We start from the raw sequence: 16,412 nt of genomic DNA, 5'->3' as shown, positions 1-16,412 counted from the left end.
GGGGATTCGAACCCCCGATACGTTGCCGTATACACACTTTCCAGGCGTGCTCCTTCAGCCACTCGGACACCTCACCAAATTGTCGCTCCAGCATTACTGGAACGGGCGCTAATGTAGGGAAATATCTTTTCTACGTCAATCAACTTTTTTAAAAAAAAGCGCGTTTATACAAACTTCCACCAATCTGTGGCTTTAATAAGCGAAAACTGCTTTTTTTGCCCGCGCCGGGAAATTTGCTATGCTGCACATCCCGTTGAAAACGCTGATAACAGGCGCAATCACATTCCGCACAATACTGCTCAGGAGATAACATGGAGATAATTTTTTATCACCCGACATTTAACGCCGCCTGGTGGGTAAATGCGCTGGAGAAGGCTCTCCCACATGCGCGCGTTCGTGAATGGAAGGTCGGTGATAACAACCCCGCAGACTATGCGCTTGTATGGCAGCCCCCGGTTGAAATGCTGGCCGGAAGACGCTTAAAAGCCGTCTTTGCGCTGGGCGCGGGGGTGGATGCAATTCTGAGTAAATTAAATGCGCATCCGGAAATGCTGGATGCCTCCATTCCTCTATTCCGTCTGGAAGATACCGGAATGGGCCTGCAAATGCAGGAGTATGCCGTCAGCCAGGTATTACACTGGTTCCGTCGTTTCGATGATTATCAGGCGCTGAAAAATCAGGCGCTATGGAAACCGTTGCCGGAATATACCCGCGAAGAATTTAGCGTCGGTATCATGGGCGCAGGGGTACTGGGCGCAAAAGTGGCAGAAAGCCTACAGGCGTGGGGGTTCCCGTTACGTTGCTGGAGTCGTAGCCGCAAATCCTGGCCTGGCGTGGAAAGTTATGTAGGGCGTGAAGAGCTGCGCGCTTTCCTGAACCAGACGCGGGTGCTGATTAATCTGCTGCCGAATACGGCCCAAACGGTAGGAATTATTAATAGCGAATTGTTGGATCAATTGCCGGATGGCGCTTACGTGCTGAATCTCGCGCGCGGCGTTCATGTTCAGGAGGCGGATCTGCTGGCTGCGCTTGATAGCGGTAAGCTAAAAGGCGCGATGTTGGATGTCTTTAGCCAGGAACCGTTACCGCAGGAAAGTCCATTATGGCACCATCCGCGAGTCACCATGACGCCGCACATTGCGGCAGTCACCCGTCCGGCGGAAGCCATCGATTATATTAGCCGCACCATTACCCAACTGGAGAAGGGAGAGCCGGTGACGGGGCAGGTGGATCGGGCGAGAGGATATTGACATCAACCCGGCGCGGGCCGGGTTTCGCTAAAAAACGCTGGCGATACCTGCTATCCTTGTCGGAAATGACTACAGGAGAGAGCAATGTATCCCGTTGACCTGCATATGCATACCGTCGCCAGCACTCATGCCTACAGTACCCTGAGCGATTATATCGCGGAAGCCAAACGCAAAGGCATTAAACTTTTTGCGATTACCGATCATGGTCCGGACATGGAAGATGCGCCGCATCACTGGCATTTTATTAACATGCGCATCTGGCCGCGTCTGGTTGACGGCGTGGGGATACTGCGTGGCATTGAGGCGAATATCAAGAACATTAACGGTGAAATTGATTGTTCCGGAATGATGTTCGACTCGCTGGATCTGATTATCGCAGGCTTTCATGAGCCCGTTTTTGCGCCGCATGATAAAGAAACCAATACCCAGGCGATGATCGCGACCATCGCCAGTGGCAAGGTGCATATAATTAGTCACCCCGGAAATCCAAAGTATCCAGTGGAGGTTAACGCCATCGCGCAGGCGGCGGCAAAACACCATGTAGCGCTGGAAATCAACAACTCTTCTTTTCTGCATTCGCGTAAAGGAAGCGAAGATAATTGCCGCGCGGTTGCTGCCGCCGTACGCGATGCGGGAGGCTGGGTAGCGTTAGGCTCTGATTCCCATACGGCCTTTACGCTTGGCGATTTCACCGAATGCCGGAAAATTCTGGATGCGGTGAATTTTCCGGAAGATCGAATCCTGAACGTCTCGCCGCAGCGCTTACTGGCCTTCCTCGAATCACGCGGTATGGCGCCTGTACCGGAATTTGCCGAACTTTAATCGTTATTTACGGGAAGATATCAATGAATGAGTTTTCAATCCTGTGCCGTGTGCTGGGATCGTTGTATTACCGCCAACCGCAAGATCCTTTACTGGTTCCGCTGTTTACGTTAATCCGTGAAGGTAAACTGGCGGCAAACTGGCCGCTGGAGCAGGATGACATGCTGGCGCGTTTACAGAAAAGCTGCGATATCACGCAGATTTCCACTGATTACAATGCGTTATTTGTTGGGGAAGAGTGCGCGGTAGCGCCATACCGCAGTGCGTGGGTCGAAGGCGCGGAAGAGTCTGAGGTGCGCGCTTTTTTAACGTCGCGAGGGATGCCGCTGGCCGATACGCCTGCCGATCACATTGGTACTTTATTGCTCGCGGCCTCCTGGCTGGAAGATCAGTCTGCCGAAGATGAAAGTGAAGCGCTGGAAACCTTATTTGCCGATTATCTGCTTCCCTGGTGCAATACCTTCCTCGGTAAAGTTGAAGCCCATGCCGTTACACCATTCTGGCGCACTTTGGCGCCGCTAACGCGTGATGCGATAGGGGCCATGTGGGATGAACTTCAGGAAGAAGATGAAGAATAATGTGATGTAAATCACTTTTAACTGCAACTGGTTTTGCATCATTGCATAAAATGTGTGCGTGATCTCATTAATGTGCCGCTTTTCTGTTATGATGCGCGCCATGAACATACTTCTTTCTATTGCTATCACGACGGGCATCCTTTCTGGAATATGGGGATGGGTGGCCGTCTCCCTGGGGTTACTAAGCTGGGCCGGTTTTTTAGGCTGTACGGCTTATTTCGCCTGTCCGCAGGGTGGCTTTAAGGGATTGTTGATTTCCGCCTGTACGCTGTTAAGCGGTATGGTGTGGGCGCTGGTCATTATTCACGGTAGCGCGCTGGCGCCGCATCTGGAAATTGTCAGTTACGTGTTGACGGGGATCGTGGCATTCCTGATGTGTATCCAGGCAAAGCAGCTATTGCTTTCTTTTGTCCCGGGAACATTTATCGGCGCCTGTGCGACATTTGCAGGGCAGGGTGACTGGCGGTTGGTATTACCGTCGCTGGCGCTGGGGCTAATCTTTGGCTATGCCATGAAAAATAGTGGGCTATGGCTGGCATCACGCCACGAGCAACATTCAGCGAATACGGCGGTCACAAAATAAAAAAAGCGTGGGGTCTTCCCCACGCTTTGTCGTATTCATCAGGATTCTGGCGGTACTGACAGCTCACGGTATTTCACCAGAATATCATTTTGCCTGTCCGCTTTATTCTGCAAATCCCACAGGCCGCGATCGATACCATCATTAATGAGGAAGATAACGCCGGTTTCAATGGCTGACATCAGACATAGCATCACCGGTTCGTTCGAGGTATAGCCGATTTCGCCTTCCAGTAAGCGCTGGTAATCAATAAAACGGAACACGCCTGCCTGTACTTCATAGGAAAGGATCGTTTTACTGGTGTTCACCGAAGAAAGGATCTCACCCGTACTGACGTTAACCACGCGCAGGTTGACAGCAATCTGATCCAGCTGATACTGCGTATCGGCGCCAATACCGAAATATCTTGCGCCGACCCCGCCGGATTTGACGTTACTTTCATAACCAATAATAGAACCTTCCACCATAATATTTGCCGCCGTCAGCGACTGAAGCGGGATACGGTTATTCATCGCCACGGTGCCGTTTTCCTGGGCTGCGCGAATAATTTTCCGTTCATTCAAAAGATTCTGTAAGCCTTGTCGTTCCAGCGGGATAAACCAGCGCGAATCTTTCAGCGCGGTGACCAACATAGCGGTGGCGCTCTGTGGCACAGCCGTGGAAAAGTTACTTGCCGGGTAAGGTTTAAATTGGCCCGTTTCATCCTGAATGTTATATACCGAAACAAAGATCTTACCGGTGGGAGCAGGTAAGTGCGTCAAATCTTTGTAACTTTGTGCGCGGGGCATTAATGTCGGTTTCGCAGCTTGTTTCGGCGGGGCAGTTAAGCATCCACTCAACAATAAAACGGCAACCAAAATAAGTAAGCGCGGCATGATTTATATCCTTTAGTGACTGTAGCTTAAAAATCGGTTGACTGAGTTTGTAAACCTGACACTTCGATGGTCGAGGTTCTTCCCGTTTTTCTGTCCGTGACGTTGAGCTGGAGCTGTCCGTCGCGATTAGCGATATCGATAATAAAATCGTTGGTCACCATACGTCCTGGTTTCCCGGTATTAATATTGGTCAACAAGCCGCCCAGAATTTGCGATTGAATAGCCTGCGTAAAGTTATCCAACGCTGAGGGGGTTTCGATACCAAAATCGTTATCATAAGCGGGGTCTTTATATGAATTTTGCGCCTGGGCGCTATTCAATAAAAAGGAACCGTTATTGGGGTTTCCACCAAAGTTAGGATTACGGAACTGGAACGTCATATTTCCAGCCCAGGTTAATGGCGAAAAAAGCATGAGCAGCACTACTGCATGTTTAACACGCATGACAGCCTCCGGATAAAAATCATGTTTTAGAATTCATCACGCGCTAAATCACTCGTACTTAATAGCGTTTGATCTATTTGTCGGCGATTTAATGCTTCCTCTGTTTGCGCTAATGCGAAGACGACGGTTTTCTCGAAGTCTCTTTTCATTGGAAATAAAAAGGTCTGGAAAATAACGTCCTGATTTACCGTTATGGTGATCCAGCTTCCCCAACGCGCACTGGGTCTTTCATTAATGGTCAGATTGCCGGTGTATTCGCTTTCCCATTTGTCGCTGAATGCACGATAGAATTCATGTCCTATCGAAGAGACGGTATGGTCGGTTAACAATCCGGGAACCTCGACTTCAACTTCATTGGCATGCAGGTTTCCGGTAGCGAACAGTAACTCTGCTGCTACAATCCAGGTCAGATAGCGTTTCATGGCCTTACCGCCTGAGATTATCGTTTGCCCATGAAACTGCCTGGGTGCGATTTTTGACAGCTATCTTTTTGAAAAGATTATAAAGATGTGTCTTAACCGTATTCTCGCTGATAAATAGCGACCTGGCGATTTCATTATTAGAGGCACCAATACGTAACTTATTGAGGATCTCTTTTTCGCGATGAGTGAGTAATGCGGACTCGGTGCTGTTGTAGCGGTAATTTCCTGAGTGTGTAATCAGGTAACTGGCTAATTTTTGTGAAAAATAGCATTCGCCCCGCAGAATACCCTGTAATCCGCTGACCACGTGTTCCTGGTCTTCAGTGGCGTAAAACACGCCGTTAATATGAGGCCAGTTTTCAATTTCACGGTAGGGATAATCGTCAGGGGTATTTAACAATAATGTTTTTATATTATTGTTTTTGCGGCTTAAATTATCCTGCCAATAGTGGATAAGCTTCTTATCCGCTTCCATCATATCCATTAAAACAATGCAACCGGCTGAGATATCTTCCAGAGAACGTTGAATATTATGCAGTTTTCCGGTTATGGCCAGCGATTGCTTTAAATGTTGCAATAATGCCGTAGCTTGCAGAGATGGCTTTGTGATCAACAATAGTGTGTGACCATGACTACTATGGACTTCATTAAACATGATGAAACTCCACTTTTTTTAATCGCACATCTGACAGCTGCCCCCATAAAATAAAGGCACCAGAAGTACTGACAGATGTTGCACTGCTGTGGGTTGAAATAGCCCATTATCCAGAAAGAGAAAAATATTTACGAAAATACTTTTAACTGTTTTCAATCTAGCCATTACAAATCTTAAAGCAAGTGTTAAACTTGTAACAAGATGTAAAAATATATATTAAAATGTTGTTTTTGGGTTTTTTTGAAGTTTAGAATTGATAGTAAAGTTGTACATTTTGCTGTTATTGCATAGATTTAAAAAATCATACAAATTATAATAATCCATTGATTTTTAATCATTTTAATTATTGTATGTCATGTTTTGATTTTATTTTTTCTTAAAATTTGAGACGTGGCATTAACCTGGACAGCACAAAGACAAAAAAAACGAAGTGTGTCACGTCTTGTGCGTATTGCCCCCCATGGGAAGCATAAGAACATCCCCATGGCGGCATAACACACACCAACACTTCATTTTTTAGGTGCGCGATACACTATCTTCTGTGGCCAAAAATCAATTATAAAAAATCACGTGGCTATCGTTTTATTAGCACTTTGGTATGAGCTTAAATAACAAAATACCACGCGTGGGTGAGTTATTAAAAATGTTTCCACGGACATACTCTTCATCGTAACGACGCGTTAACAAAAAACGCATGTCGCTAACAAAGCAATAGATAGTTTTCGCTATGTACGACCAGGTCCAGGGTGACAGCATGAAAAACAAATTGTTATTTATGATGTTGACAATACTGGGTGCGCCTGGGATTGCAACCGCGACAAATTATGATCTGGCTCGTTCAGAATATAATTTTGCGGTAAATGAATTAAGCAAGTCTTCATTTAATCAGGCGGCCATTATTGGTCAAGTCGGCACGGATAATAGTGCCAGAGTACGCCAGGAAGGATCAAAACTATTGTCCGTTATTTCACAAGAAGGAGGAAATAATCGGGCGAAAGTCGACCAGGCAGGGAATTATAACTTTGCATATATTGAGCAAACGGGCAATGCCAACGATGCCAGTATATCGCAAAGCGCTTACGGTAATAGTGCGGCTATTATCCAGAAAGGCTCTGGAAATAAGGCCAATATTACCCAGTACGGTACGCAGAAAACAGCAGTTGTAGTGCAGAAACAGTCGCAGATGGCTATTCGCGTCACCCAACGCTAATACCGTTACGACTTTTAAATCAATCCGATGGGGGTTTTACCATGAAACTTTTAAAAGTGGCAGCATTCGCAGCAATCGTAGTTTCTGGCAGTGCTCTGGCAGGCGTCGTTCCACAATGGGGCGGCGGCGGTAATCATAACGGCGGCGGCAATAGTTCCGGCCCGGACTCAACGTTGAGCATTTATCAGTACGGTTCCGCTAACGCTGCGCTTGCTCTGCAAAGCGATGCCCGTAAATCTGAAACGACCATTACCCAGAGCGGTTATGGTAACGGCGCCGATGTAGGCCAGGGTGCGGATAATAGTACTATTGAACTGACTCAGAATGGTTTCAGAAACAATGCCACCATCGACCAGTGGAACGCTAAAAACTCCGATATTACTGTCGGCCAATACGGCGGTAATAACGCCGCGCTGGTTAATCAGACCGCATCTGATTCCAGCGTAATGGTGCGTCAGGTTGGTTTTGGCAACAACGCCACGGCTAACCAGTATTAATTTAGCGTCTGCGCTAATAAAAAAACAGGGCGTAAGCCCTGTTTTTTTTCGGGAGGAAATTATGCATACTTTATTGCTCCTTGCCGCACTTTCAAATCAGATTACGTTTACCACAACTCAGCAAGGCGATATTTACACGGTGATCCCTCAAGTCACATTAAACGAACCCTGCGTCTGTCAGGTGCAAATTCTCTCTGTGCGCGACGGCGTAGGGGGACAAAGCCATACACAGCAAAAACAAACGCTATCTTTACCTGCTAATCAACCGATTGAGTTGTCTCGTCTTAGTGTAAATATATCTTCAGAGGACTCGGTTAAAATTATTGTTACTGTTTCGGACGGACAATCACTGCATTTATCACAACAATGGCCGCCTTCTGCACAGTAGTTTTTGATGGTGGCGGAAATGGATTGGCTGACCTGGGTATAAAGAGGCGATAAAAGCGTCTCATCGTCTCGGCATGTCGCTAAAAGGTAACGCCGAACCCTCGAGGATGACTAATCATTGAGGAGTTAACATGTCCGTAATCAAGAAAAATATCCCTGCCATAGGCCTGTGTATCTGCGCTTTTTTTATCCATTCTGCGGTAGGGCAACAAACGGTACAGGGCGGCGTTATCCATTTTCGCGGCGCGATTGTTGAGCCACTGTGCGATATTTCTACTCACGCCGAAAATATTGATTTAACCTGCCTACGCGAAGGTAAAAAGCAAATGCACCGGATTGACCTTCGGCAGGCATCTGGATTACCGCAGGATATTCAGTCCATTGCGACGGTGCGGCTGCATTATCTCGATGCGCAAAAAAGCCTGGCGGTGATGAATATTGAGTATCGTTAACGGCGGTGTCATAGATATAAAAAGAGCGACTCTGTTGAAAGCCCTGCTGTACACTTTGCAGATAAGGTGAGACCCAAAGGGGGGGTTATGACATCACGTCTTCAGGTCATACAGGGTGATATCACTCAACTTAGCGTCGATGCGATTGTGAATGCCGCTAACGCATCATTAATGGGCGGCGGCGGCGTAGACGGCGCGATTCATCGCGCGGCGGGGCCGGCATTGCTGGACGCCTGTAAACTCATCCGCCAGCAACAGGGCGAATGTCAGACGGGACATGCGGTTATTACGCCTGCTGGCAAGCTTTCGGCAAAGGCGGTTATTCACACAGTGGGGCCCGTCTGGCGAGGCGGCGAACGCCAGGAAGCTGAGCTACTCGAAGCGGCATACAGGAATTGTTTGCTGCTTGCCGAGGCGAATCACTTTCGTTCCATCGCTTTTCCGGCAATCAGTACCGGCGTTTATGGCTATCCACGCGCCCAGGCCGCTGAGATCGCCGTCAGGACGGTTTCAGATTTTATTACCCGTTACGCTCTGCCTGAACAGGTATACTTTGTCTGTTATGATGAAGAAACTGCCCGGCTTTACGCAAGATTACTTACTCAGCAAGGCGACGACCCTGCCTGATAAAACACGTCTGGAGCGTGCCGTTGAACCGCTATGCGCGCGCCATCCCGGAGAGTGCGGCATTCTCGCGCTGGATAACAGTCTGGACGCTTTTGCCGCCCGCTACCGCCTGACCGAAATGGCGGCGCGGACGCTGGATGTGCAGTATTATATTTGGGAAGACGATATGTCCGGGCGGCTGCTCTTTTCGGTACTGCTGTCGGCGGCGAAGCGCGGCGTTCATGTTCGTCTGCTGCTGGATGATAACAATACGCCTGGTCTGGATGATACGTTGCGCTTGCTGGATAGCCATCCTAATATCGAAGTTCGTCTGTTTAATCCTTTCTCTTTTCGTACACTACGCGCGCTGGGATATTTGACGGATTTTGCGCGGCTGAATCGGCGGATGCACAATAAAAGTTACACTGCCGACGGCGTAGTGACGCTGGTCGGTGGGCGCAACATCGGCGATGCCTATTTCGGCGCTGGCGAGGAGCCGCTATTTTCCGATCTGGACGTGATGGCCATTGGCCCGGTGGTCAATGATGTCGCCAATGATTTTGAACGTTACTGGCGCTGTAGTTCAGTGTCGACATTGCAGCAAGTATTATCCCTTTCTGAGCAGGAACTGACGCAGCGTATCGAACTTCCCGAATCCTGGTATAACGATGAGATCACCCGCCGCTATCTGCATAAGCTGGAAACCAGTCAGTTTATGGCGGATCTCGATCGCGGAACATTGCCGCTGATTTGGGCAAAAACACGCTTACTTAGCGATGACCCTTCTAAAGGCGAGGGGAAGGCGCAGCGCCATTCGCTTCTTCCGCAGCGATTATTTGACGTGATGGGGTCGCCGACGGAGCGTATCGACATTATTTCCGCTTACTTTGTCCCTACGCGCGCAGGCGTGGCGCAGTTGCTTAATCTGGTCAGGAAGGGCGTGAAGATCGCCATCTTAACTAACTCTCTGGCGGCCAACGATGTGGCGGTCGTTCACGCAGGGTACGCGCGCTGGCGAAAGAAATTACTGCGTTATGGCGTGGAGCTCTACGAACTGAAACCGACCCGCGAACATGAAACCGCCGTACATGATCGCGGACTCACCGGGAGCTCAGGTTCCAGCTTACATGCTAAAACGTTCAGTATTGATGGTAGTAAGGTGTTTATCGGGTCGCTTAATTTTGATCCCCGTTCAACGCTTTTAAATACCGAAATGGGTTTTGTCATTGAAAGTGAAACGCTGGCGACGCTTATTCATAAGCGTTTTACGCAGAGCCAACGCGATGCGGCCTGGCAACTGCGGCTGGATCGCTGGGGACGAATTAACTGGATCGATCGTCAGCAAGAAGAGGAAAAGGTGTTAAAGAAAGAACCCGCTACGCGTTTCTGGCAGCGAGTTCTGGTACGGTTGGCGGCAATTTTACCTGTGGAATGGTTGCTGTGAACCCGCGCGCGGAAAACTACCCGATCGCGGCGCGGCTTTCTTGTTTTACCGGCGGTTTACCTGAAAAGAGAAATTTCAGGAGCGGGATGCGTAAATGAATTTCATACAGAATTAACGCAATACCCATAACAAATATCAGCCCGCACAAGAACCCGATCAGGTTGGAGGAGATATGCGGCGTAATATACGCGCCAAAGAAAAGCGTTAAGGGATGATGCACCAGATAGATAAACAGCGAAGCATTCACGAAATAGGTGACACGCGCGGACTGGAAGTTTAACAAGCGATGCCCCAGTGAGAATACCACGTTCACCATCCACAGCCCCATTACCATCGTAATCACGGATTCGGTTTCGTACATCCAGGCGTCGCCGCTCCCATAACGTTGATTCAGCAGATACGCGATAAAAGCAACGGCAGCGCCTAAAGTGCATCCGCGTGAGGGCGTGGTGAAGCGCGCTTTCAGATCGGGGTGAATGAAGGCCAACGCGCCGAGAATAAAAAATGGCACATAAAATAGCGTTTGCATCACAATAAAATTGAACATGCCGTCACTGAGGATTGCCGGATATACGATGAAAATAATGCGCCTGATAGCGGCGTAAGCCATCCCCAGCAGGAAAAAAATAAGCGAAAGTTTGGCCAGTGATATTGCGGCGGGACGAGGCTTGCTTGTTTCCTGCCTTTTTTGGAACCAGGTAAAAATCCCGATGCTGACTGTGGTTAATATCACCAGCACCAGTAAAAACCACAGGTGTGAAATGAGTTCCCACGCTAGCGTATTATATTTTTCATAGGCAGAGAGTGTAGGCCAGTTCTCTGTTTTCTCTTTGACATATTGCAACAGGATAAATTGCGGCAAGGTAAGCAAAGGGATTGCGGTAAGCATGGGAATACCCACACGTTCTACCCGTACTTTCCACCAGCGTTTTAACGGATAACGTAAAAACAACATGTACGAAAAATAACCAGAAATAACAAAAAACACCTGCATACGAAAAGCGTGGATAAAATCGTTAAACAGGGTTAGCCACCATGATGGCGTGGCGCTATTGACATGCCAACTGTGAGTGGAATAGATCAACGAGATATGAAAGGGAATCCCTAACAACATCAGCCATGCGCGGATAGAGTCAAGAAAATATTCGCGCGGCGCGGGTACAGAGCTCATATAAGGTCACGTATTCTCAGATTTTTCACCTTATCCATAAGGCGAATTATAGTTACATTCGGTAGCAACCCTACACCAACTCCGACAACCTGTCTCCAGGATAAGCACGCAAAGTGAAAACAGGCGCGGGAGGTGCTTAATCCATGAGCCAGCGCGCTGAACAAAGCCTGGATTCAGTTGTCGTAATGCCTGATTATCCATTAAAATGGATCGGATCGATATAAGCACACAAAGGGGGAAGTGCTTACTTATTATGAAACATAAACGACAAATGATGAAAATGCGTTGGTTGGGCGCAGCTATTATGTTAACGCTCTACGCATCATCGAGCTGGGCGTTCAGTATTGATGACGTGGCAAAACAAGCTCAATCTTTAGCCGGGAAAGGCTATGAGGCGCCTAAAAGCAACTTGCCCTCCGTTTTCCGCGACATGAAATATGCGGATTATCAGCAGATCCAGTTTAACAGTGATAAAGCCTACTGGAACAACTTAAAGACCCCTTTTAAGCTCGAATTTTACCATCAGGGGATGTACTTCGATACGCCGGTCAAGATTAACGAAGTGACGGCGACGACGGTCAAAAGAATCAAATACAGCCCGGATTACTTCAATTTTGGTAATGTTCAGCACGATAAAGACACGGTAAAAGATTTAGGCTTCGCCGGGTTCAAAGTTCTGTACCCCATCAACAGTAAAGATAAGAACGACGAAATCGTCAGTATGCTTGGCGCCAGCTATTTCCGCGTTATCGGCGCAGGCCAGGTATATGGCTTATCTGCGCGCGGCCTGGCGATTGATACCGCCTTACCATCTGGTGAAGAGTTTCCCCGCTTTCGCGAGTTCTGGATTGAGCGTCCAAAACCCACCGATAAGCGTTTGACCGTCTATGCATTACTCGATTCTCCGCGCGCGACCGGCGCTTACCGTTTTGTGATCATTCCTGGCCGCGATACCGTGGTGGACGTGCAGTCAAAAGTCTATCTGCGCGATAAAGTGGGCAAGCTGGGCGTTGCGCCATTAACCAGTATGTTCCTGTTTGGGCCAAACCAGCCGTCGCCGACGACCAACTATCGTCCGGAATTGCATGACTCGAACGGCTTATCCATTCATGCGGGTAATGGCGAGTGGATTTGGCGCCCGCTGAACAATCCAAAACACCTCGCTGTGAGCAGTTATGCGATGGAAAACCCTCAGGGATTCGGCCTGTTGCAGCGTGGTCGCGAGTTCTCGCGCTTTGAAGATTTAGACGATCGCTACGACCTGCGTCCAAGCGCCTGGATTACCCCGAAAGGCGACTGGGGCAAAGGTAAGGTTGAACTGGTTGAAATTCCGACCAATGATGAAACCAACGATAACATCGTCGCTTACTGGACTCCGGATCAACTGCCGGAACCGGGTAAAGAGATGAACTTCAAGTACACTCTGACCTTCAGCCGCGATGAAGATAAACTTCATGCGCCGGATAATGCCTGGGTGCTGCAAACACGCCGCTCAACGGGCGACGTTAAACAGTCGAATCTGATTCGCCAGCCCGACGGCACTATTGCCTTTGTGGTGGATTTCGTTGGCGCCGACATGAAAAAACTGCCGCCGGATACGCCCGTCGCTGCGCAAACCAGCATTGGCGATAACGGTGAAATCGTTGACAGTAATGTACGCTATAACCCAGTCACTAAAGGCTGGCGTTTAATGCTGCGCGTGAAAGTCAAAGACGCGAAGAAAACCACGGAAATGCGTGCCGCATTGGTGAATGCCGATCAGACGCTAAGTGAAACCTGGAGCTACCAGTTACCTGCCAATGAATAAAACAACTGAGTATATTGACGCACTGCTGCTTTCTGAACGTGAGAAAGCGGCATTGCCGAAAACTGACATCCGCGCCGTGCATCAGGCGCTGGATGCCGAGCATCGGACTTACTCGCGAGAAGACGATTCACCGCAGGGTTCCGTAAAAGCCCGCCTTGAACACGCCTGGCCGGATTCATTGGCGAAGGGGCAGTTAATTAAAGATGATGAAGGGCGCGATCAGTTGCAGGCTATGCCAAAAGCGACGCGCTCTTCGATGTTTCCCGATCCCTGGCGAACCAACCCGGTTGGACGTTTCTGGGATCGCCTGCGTGGGCGGGATGTAACGCCGCGCTATGTTTCTCGTCTGACAAAAGAAGAGCAGGCGAGCGAGCAAAAATGGCGTACCGTCGGCACTATACGCCGCTATATTTTGTTAATTTTGACTCTGGCGCAAACCGTCGTCGCGACCTGGTATATGAAGACCATTCTGCCTTATCAGGGATGGGCGCTCATCAATCCTATGGATATGGTGGGGCAGGATATTTGGGTCTCTTTTATGCAGCTCCTGCCCTACATGCTGCAAACCGGTATCCTGATTTTGTTTGCCGTGCTGTTCTGCTGGGTGTCAGCCGGATTCTGGACGGCGCTGATGGGCTTCCTGCAACTGCTTATCGGGCGCGATAAGTACAGCATCTCCGCGTCTACGGTTGGCGATGAGCCCCTCAATCCGGAACACCGGACGGCGCTGATCATGCCTATCTGTAATGAAGACGTTAGCCGCGTTTTCGCCGGTCTGCGTGCGACCTGGGAGTCCGTTAAAGCCACAGGCAACGCCGCGCATTTCGACGTCTATATCCTGAGCGACAGTTATAACCCGGATATCTGCGTGGCGGAGCAAAAGGCGTGGATGGAGCTTATCGCGGAAGTGCAGGGCGAAGGCCAAATTTTTTACCGCCGCCGCCGCCGCCGTATGAAACGCAAAAGCGGCAATATTGACGATTTTTGCCGCCGCTGGGGCAATCAGTACAGCTATATGGTGGTGCTGGACGCGGACTCAGTGATGAGCGGCGAGTGTCTGAGCGGTCTGGTGCGCCTGATGGAAGCGAACCCTAACGCCGGAATTATCCAGTCTTCGCCGAAAGCGTCGGGGATGGATACTCTGTATGCCCGCTGCCAACAGTTCGCGACCCGTGTTTATGGGCCGCTGTTTACCGCCGGGCTGCACTTCTGGCAGTTGGGAGAGTCGCACTACTGGGGGCACAATGCCATTATCCGCGTGAAGCCGTTTATCGAGCACTGCGCTCTGGCGCCGCTGCCGGGAGAAGGTTCGTTCGCCGGATCGATTCTTTCCCACGACTTTGTGGAGGCGGCGCTAATGCGTCGGGCAGGGTGGGGCGTCTGGATTGCCTACGATCTCCCCGGCTCCTATGAAGAACTGCCGCCAAACTTGCTGGATGAGCTTAAACGCGACCGCCGCTGGTGTCACGGCAACCTGATGAACTTTCGTCTGTTCCTGGTGAAAGGAATGCACCCGGTGCATCGCGCCGTGTTCCTGACGGGGGTAATGTCATATCTGTCCGCGCCGTTATGGTTCATGTTCCTCGCGCTTTCTACCGCGCTGCAGGTCGTTCATGCGTTAACGGAGCCGCAATATTTCCTTCAGCCGCGCCAGCTTTTTCCGGTCTGGCCGCAGTGGCGTCCGGAACTGGCAATCGCGCTGTTTGCGTCAACGATGGTGCTGCTGTTCCTGCCGAAGCTGCTCAGTATTATGCTGATCTGGTGTAAAGGCACCAAAGAGTATGGCGGTTTCTGGCGCGTTACGCTGTCGCTGTTGCTGGAAGTGCTGTTCTCCGTGTTGCTGGCGCCGGTGCGTATGCTGTTTCATACCGTGTTTGTGGTCAGCGCGTTCCTCGGCTGGGAAGTGGTCTGGAACTCACCGCAACGCGACGATGATTCTACGCCGTGGGGAGAAGCCTTTATGCGTCACGGTTCTCAACTGCTGCTGGGGTTGGTCTGGGCGGTGGGTATGGCGTGGCTGGATTTACGCTTTCTGTTCTGGCTGGCGCCGATTGTCTTTTCGCTGATTCTGTCGCCATTTGTTTCGGTGATCTCCAGCCGTTCAACGGTAGGATTACGCACCAAACGTTGGAAGCTGTTCCTGATCCCGGAAGAGTATTCGCCGCCTCAGGTGTTGGTCGATACCGATAAATATCTGGAGATGAATCGCCGCCGTATTCTGGACGATGGCTTTATGCATGCGGTATTTAACCCGTCGCTTAATGCGCTGGCGACCGCGATGGCCACCGCGCGTCACCGCGCCAGTAAGGTGCTGGAAATAGCCCGCGATCGTCATGTGGAGCAGGCGCTAAACGAAACGCCGGAGAAACTGAACCGCGATCGGCGTCTGGTTTTGCTCAGCGATCCGGTGACGATGGCGCGTTTACACTATCGGGTCTGGAATGCGCCAGAGAGATACTCTTCCTGGGTAAACCATTATCAGTCTCTCGTCCTGAATCCGCAGGCGTTACAGGGACGAACATCGTCAGCGGGATAAGGTCTTCAGGTCTGGAGTTAGGTGAAAAATACCGGCATCACGCCGGTATTTTTACAGTGAAATGAGGTATCAGGTGCGTATATTCGCGGTGAGCATAATGGTGATTACCCTGAGCGGCTGCGGCAGTATTATCAGCAGAACGATCCCCGGACAAGGACACGGCAACCAGTATTACCCTGGCGTGCGGTGGGATATGCGTGATTCCGCATGGCGCTATATCACTATCCTCGATCTGCCCTTCTCACTGATCTTCGATACACTGCTACTGCCGCTCGATATTCACCACGGGCCTTATGAGTAATTAACGCTCATCCCATTCGTCTGCCGCAGTACGGCCTTCCTCGGTATCGAGCGGGGGTTCAAGCTGGAATTCCCCCTCATCCCATTCATGCAAGGTATTCTCTTCCTGCCACTCCTGGCGGATCTCTATCTCATCATAATCGCCGTCAAACACGCTCTGCGCGGCTTCACCACTCAGCATCGGCAGACATTCGCCATCTTCACCTTCATCGGCGAAAAATTCGACCTGCCACATGATGTCCCCATCCTGCAGTACATATTTCTGAACGTTGAACTGTTGCACATTCGCTTCGTCTTGTTCGAGGCCTGGATGGTCAGCCAGAAATTCTTCCCGGGCTGCATCGATAGCTTCTTCCAGCGTGGCATACATGGTCATC

Annotated in this window: 19 protein-coding genes; 13 read left to right on the top strand and 6 right to left on the bottom strand. The window is 49.9% G+C overall.

Annotated elements, in window-relative coordinates; all coding sequences use genetic code 11:
• Positions 1-311: 311 nt before the first annotated feature.
• From ghrA to NAZ64_RS03950, 4 genes are all read left to right on the top strand, one after another.
• Positions 312-1,250: a glyoxylate/hydroxypyruvate reductase GhrA gene (gene ghrA, locus NAZ64_RS03965; protein WP_220569272.1), complete on the top strand. Its 939-nt coding sequence runs from the start codon at positions 312-314 to the stop codon at positions 1,248-1,250.
• Positions 1,251-1,334: 84 nt separating this feature from the next.
• Positions 1,335-2,072: a phosphatase gene (locus NAZ64_RS03960; protein ID WP_115286124.1), complete on the top strand. Its 738-nt coding sequence runs from the start codon at positions 1,335-1,337 to the stop codon at positions 2,070-2,072.
• 23 nt (positions 2,073-2,095) lie between these two features.
• Positions 2,096-2,650 (top strand): TorD/DmsD family molecular chaperone, encoded by a 555-nt coding sequence (locus NAZ64_RS03955; RefSeq protein WP_001001890.1) that lies wholly within the window; start codon positions 2,096-2,098, stop codon positions 2,648-2,650.
• Positions 2,651-2,750: 100 nt separating this feature from the next.
• Positions 2,751-3,233 (top strand): DUF1097 domain-containing protein, encoded by a 483-nt coding sequence (locus tag NAZ64_RS03950; RefSeq protein ID WP_131046408.1) that lies wholly within the window; start codon positions 2,751-2,753, stop codon positions 3,231-3,233.
• 38 nt (positions 3,234-3,271) lie between these two features.
• On the opposite strand, the gene csgG is transcribed toward NAZ64_RS03950, so the two are convergent.
• Genes csgG through csgD form a run of 4 tightly spaced genes read right to left on the bottom strand, consistent with a single transcriptional unit; the run spans position 3,272 to position 5,625 of the window.
• Positions 3,272-4,105, bottom strand: coding sequence for a curli production assembly/transport protein CsgG (gene csgG, locus NAZ64_RS03945; protein WP_001137620.1), 834 nt, complete (start codon positions 4,103-4,105; stop codon positions 3,272-3,274).
• A 26-nt stretch (positions 4,106-4,131) separates the two neighbouring features.
• The gene (gene csgF, locus NAZ64_RS03940; RefSeq protein WP_001264073.1) at positions 4,132-4,548 is read right to left on the bottom strand and encodes a curli production assembly/transport protein CsgF; all 417 of its coding nucleotides are present in this window, start codon (positions 4,546-4,548) and stop codon (positions 4,132-4,134) included.
• A 26-nt stretch (positions 4,549-4,574) separates the two neighbouring features.
• Positions 4,575-4,970: a curli production assembly/transport protein CsgE gene (gene csgE, locus NAZ64_RS03935; RefSeq protein WP_000833307.1), complete on the bottom strand. Its 396-nt coding sequence runs from the start codon at positions 4,968-4,970 to the stop codon at positions 4,575-4,577.
• Positions 4,971-4,974: 4 nt separating this feature from the next.
• Positions 4,975-5,625 carry a biofilm master transcriptional regulator CsgD gene (gene csgD / locus NAZ64_RS03930; RefSeq protein ID WP_000481517.1) on the bottom strand — a complete coding sequence of 217 codons (651 nt, stop codon included), beginning with the start codon at positions 5,623-5,625 and terminating at the stop codon, positions 4,975-4,977.
• 754 nt (positions 5,626-6,379) lie between these two features.
• Here csgD and csgB point away from each other — a divergent pair.
• The 6 genes from csgB to NAZ64_RS03900 all read left to right on the top strand — a co-directional run bounded on the left by csgB (position 6,380) and on the right by NAZ64_RS03900 (position 10,221).
• Positions 6,380-6,835, top strand: coding sequence for a curli minor subunit CsgB (gene csgB, locus NAZ64_RS03925; protein ID WP_000791656.1), 456 nt, complete (start codon positions 6,380-6,382; stop codon positions 6,833-6,835).
• Between the two features lie 41 nt (positions 6,836-6,876).
• Entirely contained in the window at positions 6,877-7,332 is a 456-nt protein-coding gene (gene csgA / locus NAZ64_RS03920) for a curli major subunit CsgA (RefSeq protein ID WP_000771416.1), read from the top strand.
• Between the two features lie 61 nt (positions 7,333-7,393).
• Positions 7,394-7,720, top strand: a complete 327-nt coding sequence (gene csgC / locus NAZ64_RS03915; protein ID WP_000557256.1) for a curli assembly chaperone CsgC — start codon at positions 7,394-7,396, stop codon at positions 7,718-7,720.
• A 130-nt stretch (positions 7,721-7,850) separates the two neighbouring features.
• Positions 7,851-8,171: a type 1 fimbrial protein gene (locus NAZ64_RS03910; protein ID WP_000111254.1), complete on the top strand. Its 321-nt coding sequence runs from the start codon at positions 7,851-7,853 to the stop codon at positions 8,169-8,171.
• A gap of 87 nt (positions 8,172-8,258) precedes the next feature.
• Positions 8,259-8,798, top strand: a complete 540-nt coding sequence (ymdB, locus tag NAZ64_RS03905; protein WP_220569271.1) for an O-acetyl-ADP-ribose deacetylase — start codon at positions 8,259-8,261, stop codon at positions 8,796-8,798.
• Positions 8,734-10,221: a phospholipase D family protein gene (locus tag NAZ64_RS03900; RefSeq protein ID WP_220569270.1), complete on the top strand. Its 1,488-nt coding sequence runs from the start codon at positions 8,734-8,736 to the stop codon at positions 10,219-10,221. Before ymdB ends, NAZ64_RS03900 begins: the two co-directional genes overlap by 65 nt.
• A 16-nt stretch (positions 10,222-10,237) precedes the next feature.
• Here NAZ64_RS03900 and mdoC read toward each other — a convergent pair whose 3' ends face one another.
• Positions 10,238-11,392: a glucans biosynthesis protein MdoC gene (gene mdoC / locus NAZ64_RS03895; protein WP_023207972.1), complete on the bottom strand. Its 1,155-nt coding sequence runs from the start codon at positions 11,390-11,392 to the stop codon at positions 10,238-10,240.
• Between the two features lie 271 nt (positions 11,393-11,663).
• On the opposite strand from mdoC, the gene mdoG reads away from it, so the two are divergent.
• The 3 genes from mdoG to NAZ64_RS03880 all read left to right on the top strand — a co-directional run bounded on the left by mdoG (position 11,664) and on the right by NAZ64_RS03880 (position 16,036).
• Positions 11,664-13,199: a glucans biosynthesis protein MdoG gene (gene mdoG / locus NAZ64_RS03890; protein ID WP_001562609.1), complete on the top strand. Its 1,536-nt coding sequence runs from the start codon at positions 11,664-11,666 to the stop codon at positions 13,197-13,199.
• Positions 13,192-15,735 carry a glucans biosynthesis glucosyltransferase MdoH gene (gene mdoH, locus NAZ64_RS03885; protein ID WP_001044609.1) on the top strand — a complete coding sequence of 848 codons (2,544 nt, stop codon included), beginning with the start codon at positions 13,192-13,194 and terminating at the stop codon, positions 15,733-15,735. The genes mdoG and mdoH overlap by 8 nt, the downstream gene beginning before the upstream one ends.
• A 73-nt stretch (positions 15,736-15,808) precedes the next feature.
• Positions 15,809-16,036 carry a YceK/YidQ family lipoprotein gene (locus tag NAZ64_RS03880; protein ID WP_076935108.1) on the top strand — a complete coding sequence of 76 codons (228 nt, stop codon included), beginning with the start codon at positions 15,809-15,811 and terminating at the stop codon, positions 16,034-16,036.
• Here the strand turns inward: NAZ64_RS03880 and NAZ64_RS03875 are convergent, their stop codons facing one another.
• Positions 16,037-16,411 (bottom strand): MysB family protein, encoded by a 375-nt coding sequence (locus NAZ64_RS03875; RefSeq protein ID WP_000180050.1) that lies wholly within the window; start codon positions 16,409-16,411, stop codon positions 16,037-16,039.
• Between the last annotated feature and the right edge of the window lies 1 nt (position 16,412).

Source organism: Salmonella sp. A1325 (assembly GCF_056991255.1).
Note: the sequence above shows the minus strand (reverse complement) of the source record. Positions and strands in the feature narration are given on the sequence as shown.